We start from the raw sequence: 22,069 nt of genomic DNA on the forward strand, positions 1-22,069 counted from the left end.
CGAGGTGATGGTGTTCCCGGACGTTGCCCATCGCCGAGGAAGAGGATTCAGTGGGACTTGGGCGCGCTGTCTACTGGGCCGGGGTGCCGTGTGCTTGTACCGCAGCAGCCAGGTGATCGGCGAGGGGTTCGGGCAGGGCTTGGCCGTTGAAGGTCTGCATGAGTGCGTCGGCGATCAGGCGCACTTTGATGTTGCTGTGCTGGGAGGCGGTCACCAGCACCTGCCAGGACTGCTGGCTGGTCAGCTGGAACGATGCCATGAGGATGCCGCGCGCCATATCGATCGTTGGTCGGGTCTGCATGGCCCGACGCAGCTGGGCGTTCTCGGCCGCTTGATCGTCGCCGGATGATTTTGCTATCCGTGGCAGCCGTTCCGAGGACGGCGTGCGCTGTACGGCCCCGGCTGGGACCACATCTTCCTCACCGGCGCAATCGGGCGGATCTCCCGCCTCGGCGTACGTGGGATGGGACGAGGAGGCCAGATGTTCGACCGTCCCCTCCTCTCCGGCGGTGAAGAGTGGAAGGGTGCTGGTCAGGGCGAGCAGGCGGGCCACGGCCGGGCTGGTGGCACACAGGATGAAGCTCTTGGATGCCTGGAGGGCTCGGTGGCGCACGCGCAGCAGAACGTTGAGGGCGGAGCAGTCGCAGAACTCGACTCCTGCGAGGTCCAGTTCCAGGCCGCCCACAGCGTGGTCCAGTGCATCGCTCAGCGTCTGCTGCAGTACCTGACCGCTCTCCAGGTCGAACTCGCCGGACGCTGTCACGATGAACCGGTCGCCGACCGCGTCGACATTCACTGTCACGGGCACCGGCGGCTGCATTTCCTGTAGAGCGGTGACGCACTCCATGCAGGGCCCCTCGTCTCGGGCAAGGGTCGGGTGATGGGACATGGGGGCTCCCGGTGCATACCGTCGTCTCTGTGCTCCCAGGATCACCATAACTCTGCTTCACGTCAACCATTACATGAAATGTAGTTCCTGTTTTTGTATGCGCGAATCAGACGCCGTATCGTGGGGACATGAACCGACCACCGGAACCGCATGCAGGCTGGACGTTCTTGACTAACCATGCCCGGGTACTGATCGCGATCTTTGAAGACCACACGATCCGTGTCCGCGACATCGCCGCCCGCTGCCAGCTCACTGAACGCGCCGTGCAGAAGATCATCGCCGACCTCGAAGAGGACGGATACCTCACCCACGTCCGGCAGGGCCGGTCGAATGTCTACCGCATCGCGCCCGACACGTCTCTGCGTCATCCGGCAGATGTCGGCGCCACTGTCGCAGACCTGCTGTCACTCCTGGCGCGCCAGGAGACCGGGCACGTAACCACCCTCGCCGCCGAGTCGCATGAGGGGCGCTGACCCGGCACTGGCGGCCATTCTGATCGCCTTCACCGAGCGGACCCGCGACGGACGCCTGCGCCACCCCCGCTACCAGGGGCTGCGGCGGGACAAATCGGCCCGCGACGCCGTGCGCGAGTGATCGGGCACTCACGTCCGTGCGGCCGGTGAATGCCGAGCGAGAGCGGGAAAATGGCCGCATGGGCATGGGGCCCTCCAACCCGAGGAGGGGCTGGGCGAGGGAACGACCGTGCCAGGGCGGACACGAAGGTCGCGATGGCGCCCTTGGTCGTCGCGTAGTCGAGCAGATGAGCGCTGGGCTTGTACGCCTGCACCGATGTGGTGTTGATGATGCTGCGGCCTTCCGGGATATGTTTGCCATCTCGAAGGCGGCATTGTTGACGAGGATGTCGATCGAGCCGAAGGCAGACAAGAGAAACCGAATGCCCTGGGTGCCCGATGGCGGCACGCACAAACCATCCGCCCTGGAGCCAAAGGCCTCCCTTCCGGCCCAGCGGGGCTTGACGATCTCCAGTCCGGATCGGTAGCCGACCAGTTCGCGCAGACCGTAGCGAAACTGTGGCCAAGACACTTCGACACCAGATCCCTTAATCGGGTGTCGCCATAGCGGGTCAGCGGCTGTCCGCCATATCTGTTCGAAGCGCCCGGCGAGACACAGTTTCCTCACCTGATGATCGGGAACGCGCTTGATGAGCGGCCATACCGCGGCAGTTGCCACCAGGGCTTCGCCACGGCGGCCCAATGGAGGTTCGTACTTATGTTCAGGGCCATTGCAGATGTCATCCGGGCCATCGGTGGGGCCATCGCCACCGTCGTCACGCTGCCTTTCCGGGCTGTGGCTCGGCTCTTCGGCGGAGCATCGGACACCGCGTACGGCCATCACTGAACCCGCCCGCAATTGTCGCCAGCCGTACCTGGCCGTGAGGAGGTCGTCGGCGTTGCCGGTAAAAGCCGGACGGCGGCGGGTGGGCGGAAAGCGCGGCCTTTTGGACCGTCGGCATCGTCACGATTAATCCGCTGGGGAGCGTGGTGCCTCCGGGGCCCGTGAGGCGCATCAGCGAGTAGTGCCAGGCGATTTCTCGGATGACCGGACCCTCGGAAAGTGGACGCAGTGGCGAGTTTCCGTCAGGGAGTGGGACCCGGCCCGTTGGCCGTGAGGCTGCTCGGGGCAATAGTGGAGGTGGGACATCCCTGAAGGAGTGGAGGGTTCCATGATCACCCTGGGGATCATTCTCCTCGTCGTCGGATTTGTGACCGGCATCAGCGTTCTCTGGACCATTGGGATCGTCCTCCTCGTCATCGGAGCGATCCTGTGGGCCTTGGGTGCCCTCGGCCATGCGATCGGCGGTCGTCGGCACTACTGGTAGAGCCGTCGCTGCAGGCTGGGCTGCACGTTTGGACTGGCCCTCGTAGGCTCGTCGAACGGGACGGGGAAAGCCCGATACGACCGGCGGTCACCGATGCTGGTCTCCGGTCGGGGTGGCCGACGGCTTCTCGGTCCGAGCGGACGCGGACCGCGTGGCCGACGGCTCTTCTGCCCGCGTGGACGCGGACGGCTGCGAAGGCTTCGGGCCCGTGTCCTCTTTCGCTTTCTCCGGACCGCACGCGCACGCCACCAGCGCCACGCAGGCCGATGCCGCCATGCTCACCATCGTCCGCGCTCTCACCCCCTCCGGTCGCGGCCTCGATGACCCGCGCCCCTTCGGGTCGGCCCCGCCCGAAGCCCGACAGCGTCGCGGCCGACAAGAGATACAGCAACGGCCCGTGTCCCGAGTACCTGCGGCGCCGGGGCATCCGCGAGCGCGCGATCAACAGACTGAAGCAGTCTCGGGCGGTGGCCACTCGCTATGACAAGCGCGGCTACGTCTTCCTCGGGACTGTAACCACCGCAGCTCTGCTCATCTGGCTGCGCAGCTGAGTCCCGATCTCCAAGGCCGTGAAGTTCGTCCGTGCCGGTCGTGCCCCGGATTCAGGGGTGGATCACCAGGGCATCTCACCGTGGCGGTCACGGAAGGTTCCGGTCGGTCCATCCGTCCCGATGGTGGCGAGTTCGACGATCGCGTCCGTCCCCTCGGTCACTGTCTGCGGGCCGCTGTGCCCGGTGAAGTCGGTCGCGGTGTAGCCGGGGTCGGCCGCGTTCACCTTAACGGCCGGCCAGGACTTCGCGTACTGCGTGGTCAGCATGGTCACGGCAGCCTTTGACGCCGTGTACAGCGGCGCGATGGCCCGGCCCTCGACGCGCTCGGTGTCGTGGGTGGCCCCGAAGGACCCCATGCCGCTCGACACATTGACGATTACCGGGTTCGCGGACTTGCGCAGCAGAGGCAGGAACGCGTGCGTCACCCGGACGATCCCCACGACGTTGACCTCGAACACCGCGCTGGCGTCAGCGGCCGTGATCTGGTCGGCGGGGCTGTGCGTCCCGAAGACGCCGGCGTTGTTGATCAGGACGTCGATGCCGCCCTCGCGAGCCGCGACGTCGGCGGCGGCCGCGGCCACCGACGCGTCGTCGCTCACGTCGATCTGGACGAATCGGGCGCCGAGCGCGTCGGCAGCCGTCTGGCCGCGCTCTGGATCGCGTGCACCGACGAGGACGGTGTGGCCGGCCTTGATCAAGCGGCGGGCGGTCTCGTACCCGAGGGATTTGTTAGCTCCTGTGATGAATGTTGTCGTCATGCGTTCACTCTCGGCCCGTGACGAGAGGACAACCAGTGTCCTCTGCGACGGTAGGACAGCCAGTACCGGGCACAACGGCTGCACGGCGGACACAATGGTCGAGTGGACGAGACCCTTGGCACGGCATTGCGCCGCTGGCGCGACCGGCTCTCTCCCACCGACGTCGGGCGGGCCTCGCGGCCCGGACGACGTGCGGTGGGGTTGCGACGCGAGGAGCTGGCCGAGCTCGTGGGGCTGTCGGTCGACTATGTGGTGCGGCTGGAGCAGGGGCGCGCCACGAGCCCTTCGGCGCAGGTCGTCGCGAGCCTGGCCAGGGCACTGCAACCGGCCTGATCGACCTTGTCGAGGAACTGCGGTCCACCAGCGCGGAGTTCACCCGGTTGTGGGACGAGGGTGCGGTCGGACCGCACGTCTCGGCCCGCAAGACCATCGTGCACCCCCAGGTCGGCGAGGTGACATGTGACTGCGAGGTGCTCACCGTCCCGGGCTGCGACGTCCGCCTCATCGTCTACACGGTGGCGGCGGGTTCCGCCGATGCGGAAAAGCCGGAGTTCCTGCGGGTCACGAACGGCGTCCGCGCCGACGGCCCCGCGCCTCCGGGGCCCGGCCTGTTCTCCACGCCGTAACGATCGGGCCGGCCGGATCTCGTCCAGCAAGCAGAGGTCAGGTCCGTCAGTGAAAACGACCGCTCACGGCTCCCATCATGGACGTGCGCCGACGCAACCGACGCGGTTGCTTGGCCGGTGGCTGGCCTGAAACGAGGGCCTCCTGGCGCCGGTACAGATGTCGCAATCCACACCGAAACCAGAGGCCCTCGCCTCGTTCAAGCACCACTCACGGCGCGTCGCCCGTCATCAACGTCGTGGGACAGCACACCTGGCACCACCACGGTTCGGGCTCGGACTCGGCGCCACGATCACGATGACCCCGCGCCTGCCCGGCGGTCAGCTCAGACCGGGAGCGGCAGACCGGCGGCGTGGAAGAGCCGGTCACGGGAGGCCGCGGCCTCGTCGAAGACGGCGTCGCCTCCCTTCAGCACACCGTTCTCCTTGAGGACGTCACCGGCCACCACGACCAGGTCGACATTGCCGGCGTGGCCGCCCGCGACGATCGTGGCCGCGACGTCCGTGGCGGGCAGCATGTTGGCGTGATCGAGGCGGACCATGATCAGGTCGGCCTCCTTGCCAGGGGTCAGGCTGCCGGTGCGGTCGTCGATCCCCGCGGCCCGTGCGCCCTCGATGGTCGCGAAGGACAGCAGGTCGGCGGCGTCGAACGTGGGCAGGCCGGGAACACGGTCCATGGGCCCGGCCGCACCGGCGAGGATCAGTTGCTGGTAGGCGAGTGTCGCCCGCATGACACCGAACATGTCACCGCTCACGATCGTCTCGGTGTCCACGCTGAGGCTCGGGCGGACACCGGCGGCCAGCAGCCGGTTGGTGGCCGGCTGGCCCAGGCCCGGCATGAAGACCTCCAGGGCGCCGGCCACGGACGCGGTGGCGCCGCGGGCGGCCAGCATTCTCAGCTCCTCGTCGGTCGACGTGCACAGATGGATGAACGTCATGTCCGGGGCGAGCAGACCGGCCTCCTCCAACTGCCGTACGGCCTGCTGCTCCGCCCCCCACTCGCCGAGGCCCACGTGCATGCTGATGAGCAGGCCCAGCTCACGGGCGAGCCGGATGTCTCGCTCGGACACATCGGGGGTGGACAGCTCGGGTCCGCGGAGCATTGCGTTGAGGGTCACCCGCGCCGAGTCGTCGGAGAGCACCTCGTTGCGGATGCGCCGGATGTCGTCGGGGTGTGTGCGGTCACTGCCGAACTGCCACTGCTCGGCCTCCGTCGATGGCCAGCCGTGGTCGAAGACGGCGCGGATGCCCGACTCCCAGTGCGCGGCGATTGCCGCGTCCGAGTGCCCGGGGCTGTTGCTGATGTGCGACTCGTCCCGCACGGTCGTCACCCCGGAGTCGAGGGACATCAGGTCCGCCGCCAGATTGCCGACGTGTACGTCCCGGGGATCGAAGTACTGTCCGAGACCGATTTGCACCTGGCTGCGGTACTCCTGGTAGGTCCAGGCGGGGCCGAGGTTGCGCAGCGCCCCCTGCCAGTTGTGGCGATGGGTATCAATGAAACCGGGCAGCACGGCGTTCCCTGTGCCGTTGATGACCCTGGCCCGGTCGTCGGACAGGTCCCGGCCGATCTCGAGGATCCTGCCGTCGGCGACGAGGACGTCGCCCACGAAGTTGCCGAGCTTGTTGTCCTGCGTCATCAGGTACGCGCCCTTGATCAGGATGCGTTCCTTGTTCTGCGGCTGGTTCTGGGACATCTGTGGTTCCTTTCGTGCCCTGGGCGGCACTGTGTTGCTTGTTCATCCGCAGAGGGATGGTGGGTCGGGTCGGCGTCCGGTCCGCGCGGACGTGGGTCACTTCGCGGTGGTGCCATGTGGGCGCCGGGAGGCAACCCAGACGGCGCCGAACGTGAGCACCGCGCCGAGGACGGTGAGGACGGAGGGGGACCGACCGCCCGAAGGGACCAGGAAGTCCAGGGCGATCGAACCGGCGAGCTGCCCCGCGATGGAGGCCATGCTCAGCAGCAGGACACCGATCCGGCGTACCAGGAACGCCGAGGCGCCGATGAACACCACGCCGCACAGACCACCGAGGTAGACCCACAAGCTGGTGGGCAGGGAGTGGCCCACGCTCCCCTGCACGAGTGTTTTCACCCCCCACGCCGCGACGAGGAACACCGCACCGACAAGGAAGTTGAGCCAGGTCGCTGCGAGCGGCGAGCCCGACGCGGCCGTCGTCGCTCCGTTCAGGGCTTGCTGCACACCGAGGAGGAAGCCGGCGGCGAGGGCGCCGAGGGCCGGCAGGATGATCGTGGCCGGCGCGGGAGTTTCGGCGAAACGCGGCAGGGCGGACACGATTGCGGCCACCAGGATGACGGCCGCTCCCGTGAGCCGGGCAGCGCCCGGGCGCTGCCGCAGGCCGCCACCGATACCCCGGCTGTCCACGATCAGACCGCCGAAGGTCTGACCGGCGATGGCCGACACCGTGAACACGGCGATTCCAGTGACCAGCGCGGCGGTGGACTGGGCCAGGGCGAACGTGCCGCCGAGCACCCCGGCCAGCAGGTACCGGCGGGGGAACCGACTGTGCCGTGAAGCGCCGGCCAGGCTGCGCAGCGCGCCGCGCAGCCCGGGGGAGAAGAGCGCGAGGAGGGACAGCAGGACGAGTCCGCCCGAGAAACTGATCGCCGCCGCAGCGATGCCGTCGTCGAGGCGATGGCTCAGCTCGCCGTTCAGACGGGCCTGTACCGGTACCACCATGCCGGCTGCGATGGCTGCCACGACGGCCGGCGAGCCGCCGCGAGGCACGGATGGGCGGGACTGTTCCGCCGACTGGGGGCCGGGCCCGGCAGGACGGCGATGACCTGACCCGGGTGGTGCGGTGGGAGTGCTCATGTCGAAGTTCCTCGAGAAGGGGTGCGGCCGGACAGGGCCCGGTCGACGCGTCCGCTGATGGTCGGTCGGGTCCCGCCTGCGGCGGGGCCCGGAGCGCGTATCTCCCTCAGAAGTCCGTACGCGCGATGTCGTCGAGGACCGACGGTCCCGTGGGGGACCAGCCCAGGACACGCCGGGCCGCGTCGCCCGAAGCCTGCTGGTCGAGGAGAAGAGCCTCGCCGAGCAGGCCGAGCCGGTCGAGCGTCTGCACGACCGGTTCGGGCTCGACGCGTCCGGCCAGGCCGACAGAGCGGCTCACCGCTTCGGTGATCTCCCGTACGGTCGGGTTCGCGCCGCTGGTGCCGATGAAGTACGAACCGGCCGGGGCCTTCTCCAGCGCGAGCACGTAAAGCTCGGCCAGGTCGTCCACGTGCACGGTGCTCCAGTGCTGGTCACCGGTACCGATCATGGTGAGCGCCGGGGTGTTTCCGGCGGTTCGAGGACCAGCGGCGACGAGGTTCAGCAAACCGCCGCCGTGGCCGTACACCACCGCCGGTGCGATGACCGAGGTCCGGACGCTCCGCGCGTCGCGCACCAGCTTGCCGAGCGGCACCCGCCAGGCGGTCAGCCGCGGGGCGTTCATGCCGGCCGACTCGGTGATCGCCGAACCGCTGCCGTGCAGCCAGACGCCGGTGGTGTGCACGAACGGCCGGCCGGTGTTCCGCAGCGCGCGCAGGAAGCTGGTGACGGCCACCTCGTCGACGGTCGCGCTGGTCTCGTCGCCCGGCGACGCCACGTGGATCACGCCGTCGCTCGCAGCCGCGAGTTCCTCCAGGGCGTCGCCGTCTGCCAGGTCGGCAACCGCGGGCTCGGTGCCCTTGGCCCGCACCAGCTCGGCCTTCTCGGGGGAGCGGACCACGGCGGTGACCTGGTGGCCGCCGGAGATGAGCCGATCGAGCACCGCGGCTCCGATGTAGCCGGTGCCGCCGGTGAGCAGTACGCGCATGGTCATCCTCTTTCGCTGACGTTTCCTGGTCGGGGCGTTGGCCCGCATGGCAACAGTCGCGCTGCCCGGCTATCGTGTCCAACGAATGTTTCCGAATGCGCGATCGGAGATACCGATGAATGGGGATGGGTGTGGACCAGAAGCGGCTGGAGTACTTCATCACCGTCGCCGAGGAGCTGAACTTCACGCGGGCGGCCCAGCGGCTGCACGTCACTCAGTCCACGCTCTCGGCCGGCATCAAGGCCCTGGAGCACGAACTCCGGACCGAACTGCTCCTCCGCTCCACGCGGTCGGTCAGACTGACGGAGGCCGGCTCAGTGTTCCTCCCCGAGGCGCGGACCGCGATCGAAGTACTCGACCGGGCCCGGGCGGCAGTGGAGCCGCTCTCCACGGGGCTGCGCGGCAGCCTCACCGTGGGCGTCCTCAGCGGGCTGACGGTGATCGACGTACCCGCGCTGGCCGGTGAGTTCCACGGGCGTCATCCCGAGGTCCGGTTGCGTACCGAGACCTCCCAGCGGGGAACCTCCGGGCTGATCGAGCGGATCAAGGAGAGCCACGTCGACGTGGCCTTCGTGGGAGCCGACATCAAGGACGAACACCTCAAATCGACGGCCATCAAGAGGTACGAGGTCCAGCTGCTGGTCCCCGCCGATCACCCACTGGCCCGCCGGAAGAGCGTCCGGCTCAGCGACGTCGCCGGGGAACCTTTCGTCGACATGCCCGCCGGTTTCGGGCAACGCCAGATCGTGGATGACGCGTTCACGAAGGAGGAGTTGTTCCGGCGGGTCCTCATCGAGGTCTCGGACATCACCACGATCGCGGACTACGTGGCGCACGGCCTGGGCGTGGCGCTGTTGCCCCCGGACTTCGCCGCGGCGGCCGGGGACGCCGTTCGTACCGTCCCCCTCGCGGACGCCCGCCTGGCCTGGACGCTCAGCGTGGTCGCCTCCGCGACGCGTCCGCCGACGCGGGCGCTGCATGCCTTCCTCGACCTGATCCCGCACCACATCCGGCGCGACCGCGTGTTCTGAACGGACGTCCCCGGCCGCTCGCAGTGCTGCGCAGGTTCATTCGTTCTCCACGGTGGATCGCGCCGCCTGGTCGGCCGGGGCCCGAGGGCCCGGTACGGAGGCTGCGGCGAGGTTGAGGCGGGCGCCCATATCGAGGTTCACCTCGCCGTAGGGCCGGTCCGAGAATGGCCTGACACACACGATGTCACACGACGGTATCTCGGAGTGATCACGCCGGCCACGGACATCGACATGAAAGACGCGGAACTGGCGCGAGCGAAGGAGGCCCGGCTCGCCCTCGCTCCGACGGTGCCTTGGGGAAACTGCGCGGGAGGGCCGACAGGCTGTGCGTCGAGGAACAGAAGTCGGCGCGCACGCTCGTACGTCTGCTCAGTGAGGCCGGAATCCACGGGCGTGTGCCGAGAAGGTTGCGACGCACCCTTGCCGAACTGAACGCTGGATATCCCCACAGCGACGGCGTAGTGGTCCGACGAGCAGCCCTGATCAAGGAAGAACGCGCGATCGAAAGCAGAATCGGGCAACTGAAGGCGCGGATACATGAACTCGGGCAACGCCTGTGCTTGGGAGCGGCAATCGTCGACGCCGCTCTCACTCGAATCCGACCCCCAGCGCTGTGGAAAACACGGTGGCCCACGCGGCAGCCAGGAGCATCGTCCAAGCTGGCGCCATCCACGGAGACGTGCATCTCCACGAACAGGCGGGAGGTTCGACTACTAACCCTCCTGAAACCGCAGACCCTCTGAACGGTAATGCCATGAGGGTCGAGATCTCACCAACCTCAGACGCAACACCGGCACCGGAGCCAACCTCCGAAGGACTTCCGGAGCCGACCACTGAGGGATGAGCCGGTCCTGGCTGAGGAATTCGTTTCATACTTCTGGAGTGACTGCGCGGTATTCCTCAGATGGTCTGGTCTGGCGGCGTCGGGCGATGAAGGGGCGGTGTGCTTCGATGGCGTCGACAGGGTAGATCACGGCATAACTCATCGTGCTGTTGATGCTCTCGTGGCACCACACAGCTAGCGCCACCATCGCAGCAGGTCCATGCCGTACGAGCGCGGCGTCAACGGCGAACAGTCCGCCGACTTCAGATCCGTGGAAGTACACCGCCGCCGGCTCGACCGGTCTCCCAAACGGGTCCAGCAACTGGCAGGGCTCCCAGGGGTCATCGATCTCCAGTAACTGACCGATCTCAGGCAGGACGATGCTTTTGCTTCGATGAGGACGTTGGCCTGATTCGTGAGGAACTCGCGCCAGGTCGGGGCGGTGCGGCGTAGCGGGGAGACCTCACGCCACCGGCAGCGGGGTATCAGGCCCGACAACGCAGCCAGCCAGAACCGGTCAACGGGCTCATACCCACCCTGCCGTTCATCTGACGACGCGGCACCGCGTTCTGCGGACCTGTGCCGTGCCGGGTCAGACGGTGAACTGGCCGGGGTGGGCGGCGGCCCAGTCCTCGGCCCACGTCGCCGGGGGCTCGGCGAGCAGCTGCCCCGGAACCAGCCACTCGTACAGCTCCGCGTGGGAGCGGATGGTGAAGGGGTCGACCCGCGTCCGCAGCATGTGCGGACGCAGCTCGGTGGGGTCATGGACGCCCATGGACGCCATGATCTGCGTCGCCCCGTACACCGTGGCCCGCTGGAACCGCTCCACGCGCGCCGACTTGTCACCCACGTCCAGTGCGCGGGCCCGCCGAGGATCCTGCGTGGCCACCCCGACGGGGCAGGTGTTGGTGTGGCAGCGCTGGGCCTGGATGCACCCGGTGGCGAACATCATCGCCCGCGCCGCGTTGGTGTAATCCGCCCCCTGCACCATCCGCTTCACCATGTCGCTCCCGGTGGCCACCTTGCCGCTGGCGCCGACCCTGATCCGGTCCCGCAACCCCGTGCCGACCAGCGCGTTGTGCACCGTGATCAGGCCCTCGGTCAGCGGCGTGCCAACATGGTCGGCGAACTCCAGCGGGGCCGCGCCGGTGCCCCCTTCGGCCCCGTCCACCACGATGAAGTCCGGAGTGACGCCCTCGCTCAGCATGGCCTTGCACACGGCCAGAAACTGCCGCCGCGAGGTGAGGCACAGCTTGAAGCCGGTGGGCTTGCCACCCGCCAGCTCCCGCATCCGGCCGATGAACCGCACCAGCTCGCGGGGTGTGGAGAACACCCGATGGTACGGCGGCGACACCACCGTCTGCCCCTGCGGCACCTCGCGCACCTTCGCGATCTCCGCGTTGACCTTGCTGCCCGGAAGCACTCCGCCCATGCCCGGCTTCGCGCCCTGCGACAGCTTGAGGGAAACACACTTCACCTGGTCATGGGCCGCCTTCTCGGCGAACATGGCCGCATCGAAGTCACCGTCGTCCGTCCGGCACCCGAAATACCCGGTCCCGATCTCCCAGATCAGATCGCCACCGTGGCGCAGATGGTATTCCGAGAGACCGCCCTCACCCGTGTCCTGCGCGAAACCACCCAGGGCCGCACCACGGTTGAGCGCGAGGATAGCGTTGGCCGACAGAGATCCGAAGCTCATCGCCGAGATGTTCAACAGCGCCATGTCGTAAGGCTTGGCACAGTCCGGCCCGCCAACCCGGACCCTGGGCGGCCGGTCCGGCGTGGCCTTGGGCGCCAGCGAAGGGACCAGGAACTCGTACCCCGCCGCACCGACGTCCCGCTCCGTCCCGAACGGCTCCTCGGCGTCCACACCCTTCGCCCGTTCGTACACGATGCTGCGCACATCACGGTCGTACGGGCGGCCGTCGTAGTCGCGCTCGATGAAGTACTGCTGCAGCTCCGGCCGTAGTGCCTCCAGCAGGAACCGCAGATGGCCCAGTAGCGGATAGTTGCGCAGGACGGAGTGCTCGCGCTGCACCACATCCCGGACCGCCACGGCCGTCATGGCCGCCGCCACCACGACCAGAAGCCACCACCACGGCGATACCCACCACGCGAGCGCCGCGCCGATCGTCACCGTCAGGGCAGGACCAGTCATCAATACGAGTCTCAGCACGTCGCACGGCTACCCCACTCGCACCAGTCGATGCGGTTATTTCCGCCGGGCCGAACCGGATTGTGTGCGAAGTGTGCGCACGGCCTGCCGGATGACCGCCACGGCGGACACTCCATGGGGACCTCGGCCGAGCCGCGACGGGGTGCCGGTCGGGCGCTTCCTCCGGGACAACCCGATGAGGCGCAGTCCCCGGTCCAGGCGGTGCAGGGCGGAAGTCATGGCAGATATCCCATCGTCAGAATGGCGAAAATGGCGGGGCGCCCGACTATCGGCTTCCCCTCAGCTGACGCGCTATGCGTGTGGTGGATACGTCGGCCCGCCACACCCGCTGATTTTGCAGCGGGTGTGGAGGCGGCGTACCGGGGCAGTCGGCAGTGACGATCTTGATGTCACCACACGAGAGGACCGCCACCCATGGCCACTTCCGGCCGTCGGCCGCGTATCGGGCGTCAGTACGCCTTCAGCCTGCGGAATCTCTCAGTCTGCTTCGGGCTGATCGCCATCGTTGTCTTCGGGGTGGGCGTCACCGTAAGAGCCGCCGGCGGCGCGACCGGCGCCCAACCTGCCGCCGCCGTGGCCGTGGGCCTGCTCACTCTTTTGGCCGCCGTCGTGATGCGCCACCGCCGTACGGCCCCCGCTTCCCCGAGGAGGATTCCCTCGGAGCAGCCGACTTCGAGGCGATGACGGCCAGTGAGTTCGAGCAGGCGGTGGCGGACCTGTGTGAACGGGACGGCTGCCAGGTCAGCCGCGTGGAGGGCGGCGCGGGCGACCTGGGCGCGGACGTCCTCGCCACCGCCCCCGACGGCCAGCGCATTGTCATCCAGTGCAAGCGATACGACTGGACTCACAAGGTCGGCTCGCAGGATGTTCAGCGCTTCGGCGGAACGTGCTTCGCCGTCCACGACGCCCAGATCGCCGCGGTGGTCACGACCAGCGAGTTCACCAAGCCCGCCGCCGAGTACGCCACGCAGTGCGGAATCCTGTGCATCGACGGGCAGGAGCTCGCCACGTGGGCAAGCACGGGCCCGGCTCCGTGGACGGAGTAGCGTAATGGCGCCATCCCGTTAGCCTCTGTAGGCGATGTCGCCTCGCTCGCAGATCTGCCGGGCGATGTCCCGCAGCTTGATGTTGCGTTCCTGGGACACGCGCCGCAGTGGGGGGCTACGGCACCTTGCGGACGGTCTCGCAGCCGCGAGTGGGCGGCAGTGCCACCGGCGCCCTCGCCGACGTCGTCCACTGTCACCGCCGTCAAGGTGGTCGCCGTTGGCGCCCGTCAAGTCGACGAACCGCTACAGCTCCACAGCACAGGCACCTCTGTCCAACAGCCGGCCCTTCAGAGCCTCTCGCGGCACGGTGGATCACCACATCAGTTTCGCTGGTGGTTTCGTTGGTGAGTTGCGGGCTCTGGCACAGATCTTGGGGAGCTGTTACGGCGAGGTGATATTGCCGTGCGATGCGGAGGCGTCGCAGAGCTGTCGGCCGGGAGCCGGCCCGTACTCGGGGCGCGCCCCGGTGCGGGTGTGCGATCGGCTCCGCTCCCGGACGTGGCAGCCGGGCCCGGCGCTCGCCACCGTGCCCGCGCCCCGGGCTGCTTTGGTTCAGCCCAGCGCGTCCATGAGGGCGGAGACATAGACATTCAGTCGCTTCTCCACGGCCCGCGTCGTCAGCTCTGTCCTCCCTGCCTCCCGCCATGGCCAGGTGCCCCTCCTGTCCGGAGTCCGGGACATCCCGCTCGGCGAGCTCAAGCACAATGTGGTGGCACTGGCGCGCGCCGCGACCGTACTCGACATCCCGCTGGTCGTCACACCACCGCGGCCGACAGCATGTGGGGGCCGACCACCCCTGAACTGGTCCAGGCGCTGCCGACCGGACAGGAGATCATCGACCGCAGCACCGTCAACGCCTGGCACGACGACCGGTCCCGCACGGCCATCGAGGCCACCGGCCGGAGGAAGCTGATCTTCGCCGGGGTGTCGCTCGAGGTATGCGCGGCACTGCCGCGATCTGCGCGACGGCCGCCGGATACGACGCATACGTCGCCGCGGACGCTTCCGGCACCTTCAGCCAGGCCTCGCGCTCGGAGAGGCCGCTGCCGACATCGACATGGAAAGCCCCTCACGACCCGGCCCCGCACCAGCAGGCCGCGATGCCCGTGCAGCTGGCTCGAGGCACCCCGGAGGAAGAGCAGCAGCCTGCGGCGCGACTCGTCCGGTGGCCGATGTCGCGGCCCTGCGCACCGACCTGGAGGCGCTGGAGCCGACCGCTGAGCAACCGAGCCACCTTGGCGCGCCAATCGACGGCTCGCCGCGCTGAGGCCGGAGGCGCGCCGTCGCGCCTCCGGCCGCCCACGGCGTGCACCAAGTGCGCACGGCACCGCCGGTGCTTTTGCGCAGTGGTGAAGGGGGCGCGCCGGTTCTCCGCAGCAGGAGGAAGGGGTTGGCGGCGTGCACGATGGCGTCGACGGCCTGCTGGGCCCTTGCTGACGTACAAGCTGAAGCGGGCCCGCCAGGTGGCGGGCCCGCCGTCGGAGAGGCAGTGCGTCAGTGGCGGGTCTCCCACCACAGGATGAGCAGGGTCACTGCGCCACTGCCGAGCCTGTAGGCCGCGCCCTGCAGGAACTCGCCCGGCACGTTTGAGCCCTGCTGGTGCATCCATTTCCGCAGGTGAAGGATGGTTTCGGCGCGCAGCCTGATCGTCCAGCGGGACGGGTGCTTCGGCTGGCGTTTCGCGTTACTCTCCTCCATACGGAGTCCTCTCGATCATAAGCGTGCTGGACACCGCGCAAGGGGCCCTCCCAACACCGCGGCCTGAGAACCCAGTTGGGGATGCAGGGCTCCTTCTGCGCGTTCAGGGAAGAGTAATGCGATCGGCGTGCTGCCCGTCCAGCACGATGCCTTTGGTGGACCCCAGATCCTGGACTGTTGGGCGCGTTCGGTCCCGATCTCACATTGTCGGCGCTGCCGGGCGTGGCGGTCGATTTCCGTGATCTTCAGCGGCGTATCGGCTTCGCGTCCCACCGGTCTCCCTGAGGAGGCGGCTGGTGGTTTTGTCGTGGCAGGCGAGAGCGTCCGCAACGACGGCGGCAGGCAGGTCAAGGAGCTGCTGACGGATGGCGGCGCCGCGGGCGGCGGCGGCCGGGACCCCGGTCCTGTGGAGGAGTGCGGACAGATGGTCGGGGCGGGCCGGCTGCCCTGCGCGGCGACCGGGACGAGCCCGGAGGGGACCAGGGGCACGCGGCGTCGGGCCTGCCAGAAGGCGGTCGAGAAGGTCGGCGAGTGCGCACGAGGGGCACAGGCCCCGGTGGTGCAATCACGTCATTTCGCGCGATGCGCGACCGCCCGCCCAGGCGTCCGGGACAATGAGGGTCGATCACACCTCGTCGGTGGCGAACAGCTCGAGGTGCCCGCACTTGGGGCAGCGGGCCGCCGGGGGCGGTCCGTCCGCTTGGCACCCCCGAAAGTTCCCCGCTCCATCGCGCCCTCGATCCAGCCTCGGAGGTACCGCAGTGATGACGCCGACCGACCCCGCCGCTCAGAGCTCCGAAGCGCTCGCCCCGCCATCCGGGTGTCCCGCACATCGAAGCGGCGCCTGTGATCCGGATGCGGGGACGCTCCCAGCGCCGTTTGTCCATCGCTGCTCTGGCTTGTTGCAAGCAGGGTGAACGCCGACAGCGTCGCCAACGCTTCCTTCGGGGGGCCTGTGCAGCACACTCGTCTCCACGGGCCTCGGTCTGATCAGTGCGTCCTCGATCAGAACACGTGATCAGGCCGAGGCCCGTCCCGAGCCCGGCGAACGACCAGGTGAATGACCCAGTTCGAGGCCCTTTCGGTCTCTTCAGATTCGCGACGAGCTCAGCACTCGGACGACCCAGCGTGCGCCCACTCGGATGCGTGGTCCTGGACAAATTCGGCGAAGGTGCGGGGCGGGCGGCCGGTCAGGTCCAGCACCGTGGTGCTGACCTGGTCTTCCCGGCCCGCCTTGATGCAGTCTTCCACGGCGGCGAGGTCGGCGGCGAACTCGGCAGGCATGCCCGCGGCCCGGTAGTGGGCCGCCTGCTCGCCGGTCCCGATGGGCACCACCCGGACCGGCCGTCCGGTGCCGGCGGTGATGATCGCCGCCGCGTCCCGGTAGCTCAACGCCTTCGGCCCGGTGAGCAGGTAGTCGCGCTGGTCGCCGGGCTCGGCCCCGGGGTCGGCCAGCAGGGCGGAGGCGGCGGCCGCGATGTCCCGCGCGTCGATCCAGCCCACTCGGCCGTCACCGGCGGCGGTGCGGATCTCGCCGTGCCGCCGGATCCGCTCGCCCACCGGGTGCGGGCTCAGGAAGTTCTGCATGAACCCGGACGCACGCAGTACCACCCACCCTGGCCGGGCCCGCACCTGCGCGGCCAGCTCCAGAGCACTGGGAGCGTTCGGCAATACGATGGCGGAGCCGAGAAGTACTGTCCGGCGCACCCCGAGGCGTTGCGCCTCGGCCAGGAACGGGCCGACCAGCGGCATCGGGTCCACAGTGTGCACCGGAGGCACCAGGAAGACCCGGTCCACCCCGCGCAGCGCGGCCGGGTGAGTGGCCGGGTCATCCCAGTCGAACCGGACCGCGTCAGGATCACCGGCAGACGGATGGCGGCTGGCCACCCGGACTGGCACACCGTTGCCGCGCAGCAGTTCCACCAGTGCGCTCCCGGTCTTCCCGGTGCCGCCGGTCACCAGCACGCCGGTCATCGGGCACTCCCCGAGCGCAGCGAATCGCGCAGCTCGGGCAGCGTCCCCGCTGCTGTGGCGTTGGCCAGCGGGTTCCAGTAGTCCCGGAAGCGGGTGATCAGACCGTCCTGGACGGTGATCACCACGATGTAGTCCATCCGATAGGGCTCTCCGGTGCGCACCGAGTGCCCCTTCGCGTGGTACTCCACCACAACGGTGTCCGGCCGTTCCGTATGGTGCACCGTGATCGAGGGGATCTCGCGCACGTCATACACCTCCGGGAAGCCGACCAGGTAGCCACGGACCGCTTCCCGCCCGGCCAGCCGCCGCGGCGAGGCCCCGGCGGCGAACGGGAACTCCGCAGTGCCGTCTTCCGCCCACAAGTCGGCGACGGCGTCCATGTCCTTGGTCAGCATCAGCTCCAGCAGTCGGCGCATCGTTTCCTCGGGAGCGCGCGGCATGGTGTCCTCCGGTGTTCAATGGGTGTGAAGTCCAGACTGGACGCGGGCCTGCCGCCGGGGAACTGACAGCTGAGCCCCGGACCGCCGGTCCGTGGCTGGGCCGGGCACCTCCTGCCACCATGAATGGGGTGAGCAGAAGCGAACTTGCCGACTTCCTGCGCCGCCGGCGGGAGGCACTGCCCCCCGACCAGGTGCCGGCCACGGCCATCCACCCGCCGGGCCGCCGTGCCCGGCGCACTCCCGGACTGCGCCGCGAAGAGGTGGCCGCACTGGCCGGGGTGTCGGTCAACTACTACGAGCGGCTGGAGCAGGCCCGAGCACCGCGCCCGTCCCCGCAGGTGCTGGCCGCGCTGGGTACGGCACTGCGGCTCACCGCCACGGAGCGCGAACACCTGGCGCGGCTGGCCGGCCAGATCCCGCCCGGCACGACCGCCGATCGGGGGCCGGTGCCCGCCGACGCTCGCCGACTGCTGGACCGGCTCGGGCCAATACCCGCCTACCTGGTCGACGAGCGGCAGGACATCGTGGCCTGGAACAGAGCGGCAGCCGAGCTGATCACCGACTTCGGGCTGCTGCCCCCCGAAGAGCGCAACGCCGTGCGGCTGTCGCTCCGGCTGGGCGACTCCCTCTGTTCGGCACCGGCGGGCGCGGAGGGCGAGTTCACTCGGCAGTCCGCCGCCCAACTGCGCGCGGCCAGCGCCCGCTACCCGGCCGACCGCGTCCTCGGCGAGCTGGTCAACGAGTTCGCCGCGCACAGCCCGGACTTTGCCGCCGGCTGGCGCGGCCACGACGTACGCCCCATACCGACGCTGCGCAAGCACCTGCACCACCCAAAGATGGGCGAACTGGAGGTGGAGCGCCACACCCTGCTGCTGCCCGGCACCAACCTGCAGCTGGTGATGTACACGGCGGAGCCCGGCAGCCCGACCGCCCTCGCACTCGCCCGGCTCGAGACCCCGCAGTGAGCCCTTCCCCAACCTCTAGCTGTCCGGTCTGCTCGGCGCTCGGCGCTCGACGCCTGCAGCGCGGGACGCGGCGGCGGGCGCCGTACGTCACCGCCGCGGCCATAAGCGGAGCACAGGGCCAGCGGCGGACCCGTCCGGTCTCGGGCGCGTGGTCGGTCGGCTCGGCCCGGAAGTCGGTCACCGGACTGTGCCTGTTGGGCCCGTGGGGGTCAGGGCGTCCGCGCGGCGTCCGCCTCCCGGGCAGCGGCGGATGGCATCGAGAAGCTGAGCCGGTGCGACCCCGGTCCCCGGCTGCCCCTTCACTTCCTGGGCCCGTCGGCACCATGATCGCCGCCCAGATCATCGCCTTGGGTAGCCTGTCGGGCGAAATCGCCAACCTCGCCCGCGAGTTCGTCCCCGCCCAGTTCTCCGGCAATCCCTCGCTGCCGCCCGTCTACGCGTTCGCCCCTCCGGCCGGAGCGTTCGCCGCGATCGTGGTGATCAAGCGGATCGACGCCCCCGTCGGAACACGCAATGGCGACACTGTGTTCCGGTAGTGCCGCCGGGTCGGCGGGCGGTCGGAGATGCGTGCCCGTTTCGCCCGCGGCGGGGGAGTGGGCCGCCGTCGACCTCTCGGTGGGGGCGGGCCGGCCGGGCCACGTCTCCCGTGCGCCGCCGCCATCGCGTGCCTGAGAACCTCTCGGAGATTCCTCTCGGCTGGCGATGAGTTCCGTGGGGCGACGCGGTCTATCCCTGTGAAAGGCCACAGACGAAGGAGACGGCCCGTGTACCAGCAGATGATCTTCGTAAACCTCGCGACGAACGACCTGGAGACCTCGAAGAAGTTCTTCACCGAGCTCGGCTACTCGCTCAACCCGCAGTTCACGACGGATGACTGCGCATGTGTGGTCATCAGCGAGACGATCGTCGCCATGCTGCTCACCAGAGAGCGCTACCAGGACTTCACCAACAAGGAGATCGCGGACTCCGCCAAGACCTCCGAGGTGCTTCTGTGCCTGAGCGCGGAGAGCCGCGCGAAGGTCGACGAGCTGGTGGACAAGGCACTGGCCGCGGGCGGCGCGCCCGCAGGAGAACCCCAGGACCACGGCTTCATGTACGGCCGGTCCTTCCAGGACCCCGATGGTCACACCTGGGAAGTGGTGTGGATGGACTCGTCAGCTGTCCAGGGCTGAGCTGCCACCGAGGCGCATACGAGGGCGCTCCGGCCACCACGGTGCGGCGGGGGCCGGACACGCGCTGACGCTCGGGTCGACCGACCGTACGACCTCGTACGGTCGGCCGGCCCAGGGTGGGGGTTTCGCCGAGTGGCGGGCGCGAACACGCCCCAGACGGCAACATTGACCGCGACCAGGAACGGGTGGCCCGGGGTCACGAGAAGGGCGCTCAGCGAAACGATCAGCCCTGTCAGCGCGGTGCGGATGACGAACACCGTGCCGTGACGGTCGGAGAGATGGCCGCCTGTCAGGTTCCCGATCACGGTGGCCGCGCCGAACAGCACCAGTACCCAGGTCACCGCTGTCGAGGTGTATCCGGCGTGGCCGGTGAGCAAGTTCGAGGTAAGTGAACACGGCGAAGGTGGCGCCGAAACCGAGCGCGGTAATGGCGTAGGTCAGGGCAAGCGAGCGGTGGGACAACAGGGACAGCTGCTCGCGCAGGCGTACGCCCTGTCCGGCGGGGGCGTTGGGGATCAGCGCCCAGACGGCGATGGCGGCAGCCAGCCCGAGCGCAGCGACGGCGATGAAGGTAGCGCGCCAGCCGATGGCCGTGCCCATCGCGGTGCCGGCCGGGACACCGACGACCATCGCCACGGTCAGGCCCATGAACATCAAGGAGATGGCGCTGCCGGACTTGTCCCGTGGGACCAGGGAGGCGGCAACGGGCGCGCCCAGCGCGAAGACCGTGCCATGGGCGGCGCCGGCGACCGCGCGGCCGATCATGAGGCCGGTCAGGTTGGAGCGGCAGCGACGGCGAGATTTCCCAGGGCGAACAACGCCATGAGGCCGCCGAGCGCGATCCGGGAGTCGTGCCGGCTGAGCCAGCTGGTGAGCAGGGGGGAGCAGGGTGATGGCCAGTGCAACTGTTCTTCGCCCAGGCACGGGGAGGCATCATGCGGGAAGGCCGAGGGGTGCGCGTTTGCGTTCAGCGAGGGGTCCACGCCAGCTTCGATGGCACCGAGAATGATCTCGCCGATCCAGGACGTGGCGGCCTCGCGCTGGGCGAGCTCGACATGCTGGGGCCGCCCGGTGCGGTTGCGGTGCTGGAGGGCGGTGATGGCTGCTGCCGCGCCGGCCAGTCCGCCCATGGGGTCGAGGTATGCGGACCCGGAGCCCAGCGGGCCGGACTCCGCCGAATACCCGATCAGCGACGTGATCCCCGCCATCGCTTCCATGGTCTGGCCGTAGGCGCGGTGCGCCCGCAGTGGGGCGGTTGCGCCGAACCCTGACATTTCGATCAGCACGGTGGTGGGGTTCACCTTGCGGAACTCGTCTAAGCCGAGGACGAGGCGGTCCATGGTGCCGGGAGCGAAGTTCGTGATCACCAGGTCGCTGTTCCGGCACAGGTCAAGCGCCTGTTGGTGCCCGGAACGCGTCAGCGCCGGGAACGTAGCTGATCGGTCGCCACATAGGTCCCAGTACCAGGCGCTTCGTGCCGCCGAATTCGGTGTCGCGCCAGACAGCAGCTGCGGGTCGTACCGCAGTTCACGTGGCGTGCGGACCGGCGGCACGGCGAGGCGGTGGTCCAGCGCCGCCTGAAGGAGGGTGGCACGGCTGCACGGTATCCGCGCGGTGATCCCGGAACGGGCCGACCAGCGGGCCAACCGGATGTGCTGCGGACGGGCCGGTGGCAGACCGCCTGCCTTCGACCGGGAGGCGTACAAGCAGCGCAACACCGTCGAGCGGTGCATCAACCGCCTGAAGCGGTGGCGCGGCATCGCCACCCACTAGGAGAAGACCGCGACCATCTACCTGGCCGGACTCCACGTCGCAGGTGTCTTCCTCTGGTCCGCACGCTGATCCAAACGCCGCCCGGTTCACGCCTCGTCGTCCGCCGACTGTGTCAGGTACGCATGGTTGTCCTCGATGAGGAGGTCCAGCGCGTCCCTGGCGGCGGCGAGGCCGTCGATGTCCTCGGACAGCCGGGCCCGCTCGCGGCCCATGATCTCCAGTGCCTGCCGCGCCCTGTCCTCGCTCGGCTCGGCCATGCAGGGCACCATCTCGGCGATGGTGCCGCTGGACATCCCCGCCGCCAGGAACGCCTGCACCAGGCGCACCCGCTGGACGTGCTCGTCTTCGTAGTGGCGCTGTCCGCTGGGCGAGCGGGAGCTGACAAGCAGGCCCTGCTCCTCGTAGTAGCGCAGCGACCGGCGGCTGACTCCCGTCCGGGCGGACAATTCACCGATGCGCATGCCGAACCCCTCCCATGCTCCTGGCTCACT

General features: G+C 69.0%; 23 protein-coding genes and 5 pseudogenes. 13 read left to right on the plus strand and 15 right to left on the minus strand.

The window, feature by feature from the left end; genetic code table 11:
- Nucleotides 1–70: 70 nt before the first annotated feature.
- The gene (locus BLV72_RS00765) at nt 71–847 is read right to left on the minus strand and encodes an anti-sigma factor antagonist (RefSeq protein WP_093459567.1); all 777 of its coding nucleotides are present in this window, start codon (nt 845–847) and stop codon (nt 71–73) included.
- A 170-nt stretch (nt 848–1,017) separates the two neighbouring features.
- On the opposite strand from BLV72_RS00765, the gene BLV72_RS00770 reads away from it, so the two are divergent.
- Together BLV72_RS00770 and BLV72_RS46340 are read left to right on the plus strand one after the other, a co-directional pair.
- Nucleotides 1,018–1,362, plus strand: coding sequence for a helix-turn-helix transcriptional regulator (locus BLV72_RS00770; protein ID WP_093459568.1), 345 nt, complete (start codon nt 1,018–1,020; stop codon nt 1,360–1,362).
- Nucleotides 1,349–1,483: an ATP dependent DNA ligase gene (locus tag BLV72_RS46340; protein ID WP_342030632.1), complete on the plus strand. Its 135-nt coding sequence runs from the start codon at nt 1,349–1,351 to the stop codon at nt 1,481–1,483. Before BLV72_RS00770 ends, BLV72_RS46340 begins: the two co-directional genes overlap by 14 nt.
- A 108-nt stretch (nt 1,484–1,591) precedes the next feature.
- Here the strand turns inward: BLV72_RS46340 and BLV72_RS50955 are convergent.
- Nucleotides 1,592–1,715, minus strand: a pseudogene (locus BLV72_RS50955) (NAD(P)-dependent dehydrogenase); the annotation flags it as partial.
- Nucleotides 1,716–2,119: 404 nt separating this feature from the next.
- On the opposite strand from BLV72_RS50955, the gene BLV72_RS50960 reads away from it, so the two are divergent.
- Together BLV72_RS50960 and BLV72_RS47640 are read left to right on the plus strand one after the other, a co-directional pair.
- Nucleotides 2,120–2,248 carry an LPFR motif small protein gene (locus BLV72_RS50960; RefSeq protein ID WP_280142993.1) on the plus strand — a complete coding sequence of 43 codons (129 nt, stop codon included), beginning with the start codon at nt 2,120–2,122 and terminating at the stop codon, nt 2,246–2,248.
- 325 nt (nt 2,249–2,573) lie between these two features.
- Nucleotides 2,574–2,729 (plus strand): DUF6131 family protein, encoded by a 156-nt coding sequence (locus BLV72_RS47640; RefSeq protein ID WP_086883752.1) that lies wholly within the window; start codon nt 2,574–2,576, stop codon nt 2,727–2,729.
- 613 nt (nt 2,730–3,342) lie between these two features.
- Here the strand turns inward: BLV72_RS47640 and BLV72_RS00795 are convergent.
- Nucleotides 3,343–4,038: an SDR family NAD(P)-dependent oxidoreductase gene (locus BLV72_RS00795; RefSeq protein ID WP_093459573.1), complete on the minus strand. Its 696-nt coding sequence runs from the start codon at nt 4,036–4,038 to the stop codon at nt 3,343–3,345.
- A gap of 102 nt (nt 4,039–4,140) precedes the next feature.
- On the opposite strand from BLV72_RS00795, the pseudogene BLV72_RS00800 reads away from it, so the two are divergent.
- Nucleotides 4,141–4,664: pseudogene (locus BLV72_RS00800) on the plus strand (helix-turn-helix domain-containing protein).
- A gap of 323 nt (nt 4,665–4,987) precedes the next feature.
- Here the strand turns inward: BLV72_RS00800 and BLV72_RS00805 are convergent.
- The 3 genes from BLV72_RS00805 to BLV72_RS00815 all read right to left on the minus strand — a co-directional run bounded on the left by BLV72_RS00805 (nt 4,988) and on the right by BLV72_RS00815 (nt 8,486).
- A complete protein-coding gene (locus tag BLV72_RS00805; protein ID WP_093459574.1) occupies nt 4,988–6,358 on the minus strand; it encodes an amidohydrolase family protein in 1,371 nt (456 codons plus the stop codon).
- 96 nt (nt 6,359–6,454) lie between these two features.
- Nucleotides 6,455–7,408: a DMT family transporter gene (locus tag BLV72_RS00810; protein WP_093459576.1), complete on the minus strand. Its 954-nt coding sequence runs from the start codon at nt 7,406–7,408 to the stop codon at nt 6,455–6,457.
- A gap of 193 nt (nt 7,409–7,601) precedes the next feature.
- Nucleotides 7,602–8,486, minus strand: a complete 885-nt coding sequence (locus BLV72_RS00815) for an NAD-dependent epimerase/dehydratase family protein (protein WP_093459577.1) — start codon at nt 8,484–8,486, stop codon at nt 7,602–7,604.
- Between the two features lie 119 nt (nt 8,487–8,605).
- Here BLV72_RS00815 and BLV72_RS00820 point away from each other — a divergent pair, with 119 nt between their 5' ends.
- Entirely contained in the window at nt 8,606–9,511 is a 906-nt protein-coding gene (locus BLV72_RS00820) for a LysR family transcriptional regulator (RefSeq protein ID WP_244320533.1), read from the plus strand.
- A gap of 1,415 nt (nt 9,512–10,926) precedes the next feature.
- Here BLV72_RS00820 and BLV72_RS00825 read toward each other — a convergent pair.
- Nucleotides 10,927–12,492, minus strand: a complete 1,566-nt coding sequence (locus tag BLV72_RS00825) for an FMN-binding glutamate synthase family protein (RefSeq protein WP_244320534.1) — start codon at nt 12,490–12,492, stop codon at nt 10,927–10,929.
- 432 nt (nt 12,493–12,924) lie between these two features.
- On the opposite strand from BLV72_RS00825, the gene BLV72_RS51745 reads away from it, so the two are divergent.
- Complete coding sequence (locus tag BLV72_RS51745; protein ID WP_244320535.1) at nt 12,925–13,194, plus strand: hypothetical protein; 270 nt, start codon at nt 12,925–12,927, stop codon at nt 13,192–13,194.
- Nucleotides 13,191–13,556, plus strand: a complete 366-nt coding sequence (locus tag BLV72_RS51750) for a restriction endonuclease (protein WP_425288340.1) — start codon at nt 13,191–13,193, stop codon at nt 13,554–13,556. Before BLV72_RS51745 ends, BLV72_RS51750 begins: the two co-directional genes overlap by 4 nt.
- 552 nt (nt 13,557–14,108) lie before the next feature.
- Here BLV72_RS51750 and BLV72_RS49210 read toward each other — a convergent pair.
- The 3 genes and pseudogenes from BLV72_RS49210 to BLV72_RS00845 form a co-directional block, all read right to left on the minus strand.
- Nucleotides 14,109–14,204, minus strand: a pseudogene (locus BLV72_RS49210) (aminoglycoside phosphotransferase); the annotation flags it as partial.
- A gap of 107 nt (nt 14,205–14,311) precedes the next feature.
- The gene (locus tag BLV72_RS49215; protein ID WP_244320599.1) at nt 14,312–14,452 is read right to left on the minus strand and encodes a hypothetical protein; all 141 of its coding nucleotides are present in this window, start codon (nt 14,450–14,452) and stop codon (nt 14,312–14,314) included.
- Between the two features lie 598 nt (nt 14,453–15,050).
- Nucleotides 15,051–15,254, minus strand: a complete 204-nt coding sequence (locus BLV72_RS00845; protein ID WP_093459580.1) for a hypothetical protein — start codon at nt 15,252–15,254, stop codon at nt 15,051–15,053.
- Between the two features lie 843 nt (nt 15,255–16,097).
- Between BLV72_RS00845 and BLV72_RS51755 the strand changes: the two are divergent.
- Nucleotides 16,098–16,175: pseudogene (locus tag BLV72_RS51755) on the plus strand (transposase); the annotation flags it as partial.
- 186 nt (nt 16,176–16,361) lie between these two features.
- On the opposite strand, the gene BLV72_RS00855 reads toward BLV72_RS51755, so the two are convergent.
- Entirely contained in the window at nt 16,362–17,228 is an 867-nt protein-coding gene (locus tag BLV72_RS00855) for an NAD(P)H-binding protein (RefSeq protein WP_093459582.1), read from the minus strand.
- Nucleotides 17,225–17,668 carry a nuclear transport factor 2 family protein gene (locus BLV72_RS00860; RefSeq protein ID WP_208905442.1) on the minus strand — a complete coding sequence of 148 codons (444 nt, stop codon included), beginning with the start codon at nt 17,666–17,668 and terminating at the stop codon, nt 17,225–17,227. The genes BLV72_RS00855 and BLV72_RS00860 overlap by 4 nt, the downstream gene beginning before the upstream one ends.
- 128 nt (nt 17,669–17,796) lie before the next feature.
- Here BLV72_RS00860 and BLV72_RS00865 point away from each other — a divergent pair, with 128 nt between their 5' ends.
- The 3 genes from BLV72_RS00865 to BLV72_RS00875 all read left to right on the plus strand — a co-directional run bounded on the left by BLV72_RS00865 (nt 17,797) and on the right by BLV72_RS00875 (nt 19,805).
- A complete protein-coding gene (locus BLV72_RS00865) occupies nt 17,797–18,633 on the plus strand; it encodes a helix-turn-helix transcriptional regulator (RefSeq protein ID WP_093459585.1) in 837 nt (278 codons plus the stop codon).
- Between the two features lie 323 nt (nt 18,634–18,956).
- A complete protein-coding gene (locus BLV72_RS00870) occupies nt 18,957–19,169 on the plus strand; it encodes a hypothetical protein (RefSeq protein WP_208905443.1) in 213 nt (70 codons plus the stop codon).
- 228 nt (nt 19,170–19,397) lie between these two features.
- Nucleotides 19,398–19,805, plus strand: coding sequence for a VOC family protein (locus tag BLV72_RS00875; RefSeq protein ID WP_093459586.1), 408 nt, complete (start codon nt 19,398–19,400; stop codon nt 19,803–19,805).
- Here the strand turns inward: BLV72_RS00875 and BLV72_RS00880 are convergent.
- Nucleotides 19,788–20,570, minus strand: a complete 783-nt coding sequence (locus tag BLV72_RS00880; RefSeq protein ID WP_093459588.1) for an MFS transporter — start codon at nt 20,568–20,570, stop codon at nt 19,788–19,790. The two genes, BLV72_RS00875 and BLV72_RS00880, sit on opposite strands and share 18 nt — an antisense overlap.
- Before the next feature lie 8 nt (nt 20,571–20,578).
- Entirely contained in the window at nt 20,579–21,358 is a 780-nt protein-coding gene (locus BLV72_RS00885) for a CoA transferase (RefSeq protein ID WP_167746227.1), read from the minus strand.
- A 28-nt stretch (nt 21,359–21,386) separates the two neighbouring features.
- Between BLV72_RS00885 and BLV72_RS47110 the strand changes: the two are divergent.
- Nucleotides 21,387–21,575: pseudogene (locus BLV72_RS47110) on the plus strand (IS5/IS1182 family transposase); the annotation flags it as partial.
- Nucleotides 21,576–21,664: 89 nt separating this feature from the next.
- Here the strand turns inward: BLV72_RS47110 and BLV72_RS00890 are convergent.
- Nucleotides 21,665–22,039, minus strand: a complete 375-nt coding sequence (locus tag BLV72_RS00890; protein ID WP_093459591.1) for a MerR family transcriptional regulator — start codon at nt 22,037–22,039, stop codon at nt 21,665–21,667.
- Nucleotides 22,040–22,069: the final 30 nt, after the last annotated feature.

Source organism: Streptomyces melanosporofaciens, from assembly GCF_900105695.1.
Classification (GTDB): Bacteria; Actinomycetota; Actinomycetes; order Streptomycetales; family Streptomycetaceae; genus Streptomyces; species Streptomyces antimycoticus.

Excerpts from the sequence above, each read along its gene's own strand:
- BLV72_RS00845 (WP_093459580.1), bottom strand. The coding sequence starts at position 15,254 with ATGGAGGAGAGTAACGCGAAACGCCAGCCGAAGCACCCGTCCCGCTGG.
- BLV72_RS00765 (WP_093459567.1), bottom strand. The coding sequence starts at position 847 with ATGGAGTGCGTCACCGCTCTACAGGAAATGCAGCCGCCGGTGCCCGTG.
- BLV72_RS50960 (WP_280142993.1), top strand. The coding sequence starts at position 2,120 with ATGTTCAGGGCCATTGCAGATGTCATCCGGGCCATCGGTGGGGCCATC.
- BLV72_RS00855 (WP_093459582.1), bottom strand. The coding sequence starts at position 17,228 with ATGACCGGCGTGCTGGTGACCGGCGGCACCGGGAAGACCGGGAGCGCA.
- BLV72_RS46340 (WP_342030632.1), top strand. The coding sequence starts at position 1,349 with ATGAGGGGCGCTGACCCGGCACTGGCGGCCATTCTGATCGCCTTCACC.
- BLV72_RS00860 (WP_208905442.1), bottom strand. The coding sequence starts at position 17,668 with ATGCCGCGCGCTCCCGAGGAAACGATGCGCCGACTGCTGGAGCTGATG.
- BLV72_RS00825 (WP_244320534.1), bottom strand. The coding sequence starts at position 12,492 with ATGACTGGTCCTGCCCTGACGGTGACGATCGGCGCGGCGCTCGCGTGG.
- BLV72_RS00770 (WP_093459568.1), top strand. The coding sequence starts at position 1,018 with ATGAACCGACCACCGGAACCGCATGCAGGCTGGACGTTCTTGACTAAC.
- BLV72_RS47640 (WP_086883752.1), top strand. The coding sequence starts at position 2,574 with ATGATCACCCTGGGGATCATTCTCCTCGTCGTCGGATTTGTGACCGGC.
- BLV72_RS51745 (WP_244320535.1), top strand. The coding sequence starts at position 12,925 with ATGGCCACTTCCGGCCGTCGGCCGCGTATCGGGCGTCAGTACGCCTTC.
- BLV72_RS51750 (WP_425288340.1), top strand. The coding sequence starts at position 13,191 with ATGACGGCCAGTGAGTTCGAGCAGGCGGTGGCGGACCTGTGTGAACGG.
- BLV72_RS00870 (WP_208905443.1), top strand. The coding sequence starts at position 18,957 with ATGATCGCCGCCCAGATCATCGCCTTGGGTAGCCTGTCGGGCGAAATC.
- BLV72_RS00820 (WP_244320533.1), top strand. The coding sequence starts at position 8,606 with ATGGGTGTGGACCAGAAGCGGCTGGAGTACTTCATCACCGTCGCCGAG.
- BLV72_RS00805 (WP_093459574.1), bottom strand. The coding sequence starts at position 6,358 with ATGTCCCAGAACCAGCCGCAGAACAAGGAACGCATCCTGATCAAGGGC.
- BLV72_RS00890 (WP_093459591.1), bottom strand. The coding sequence starts at position 22,039 with ATGCGCATCGGTGAATTGTCCGCCCGGACGGGAGTCAGCCGCCGGTCG.
- BLV72_RS00795 (WP_093459573.1), bottom strand. The coding sequence starts at position 4,038 with ATGACGACAACATTCATCACAGGAGCTAACAAATCCCTCGGGTACGAG.
- BLV72_RS00880 (WP_093459588.1), bottom strand. The coding sequence starts at position 20,570 with ATGATCGGCCGCGCGGTCGCCGGCGCCGCCCATGGCACGGTCTTCGCG.
- BLV72_RS00815 (WP_093459577.1), bottom strand. The coding sequence starts at position 8,486 with ATGACCATGCGCGTACTGCTCACCGGCGGCACCGGCTACATCGGAGCC.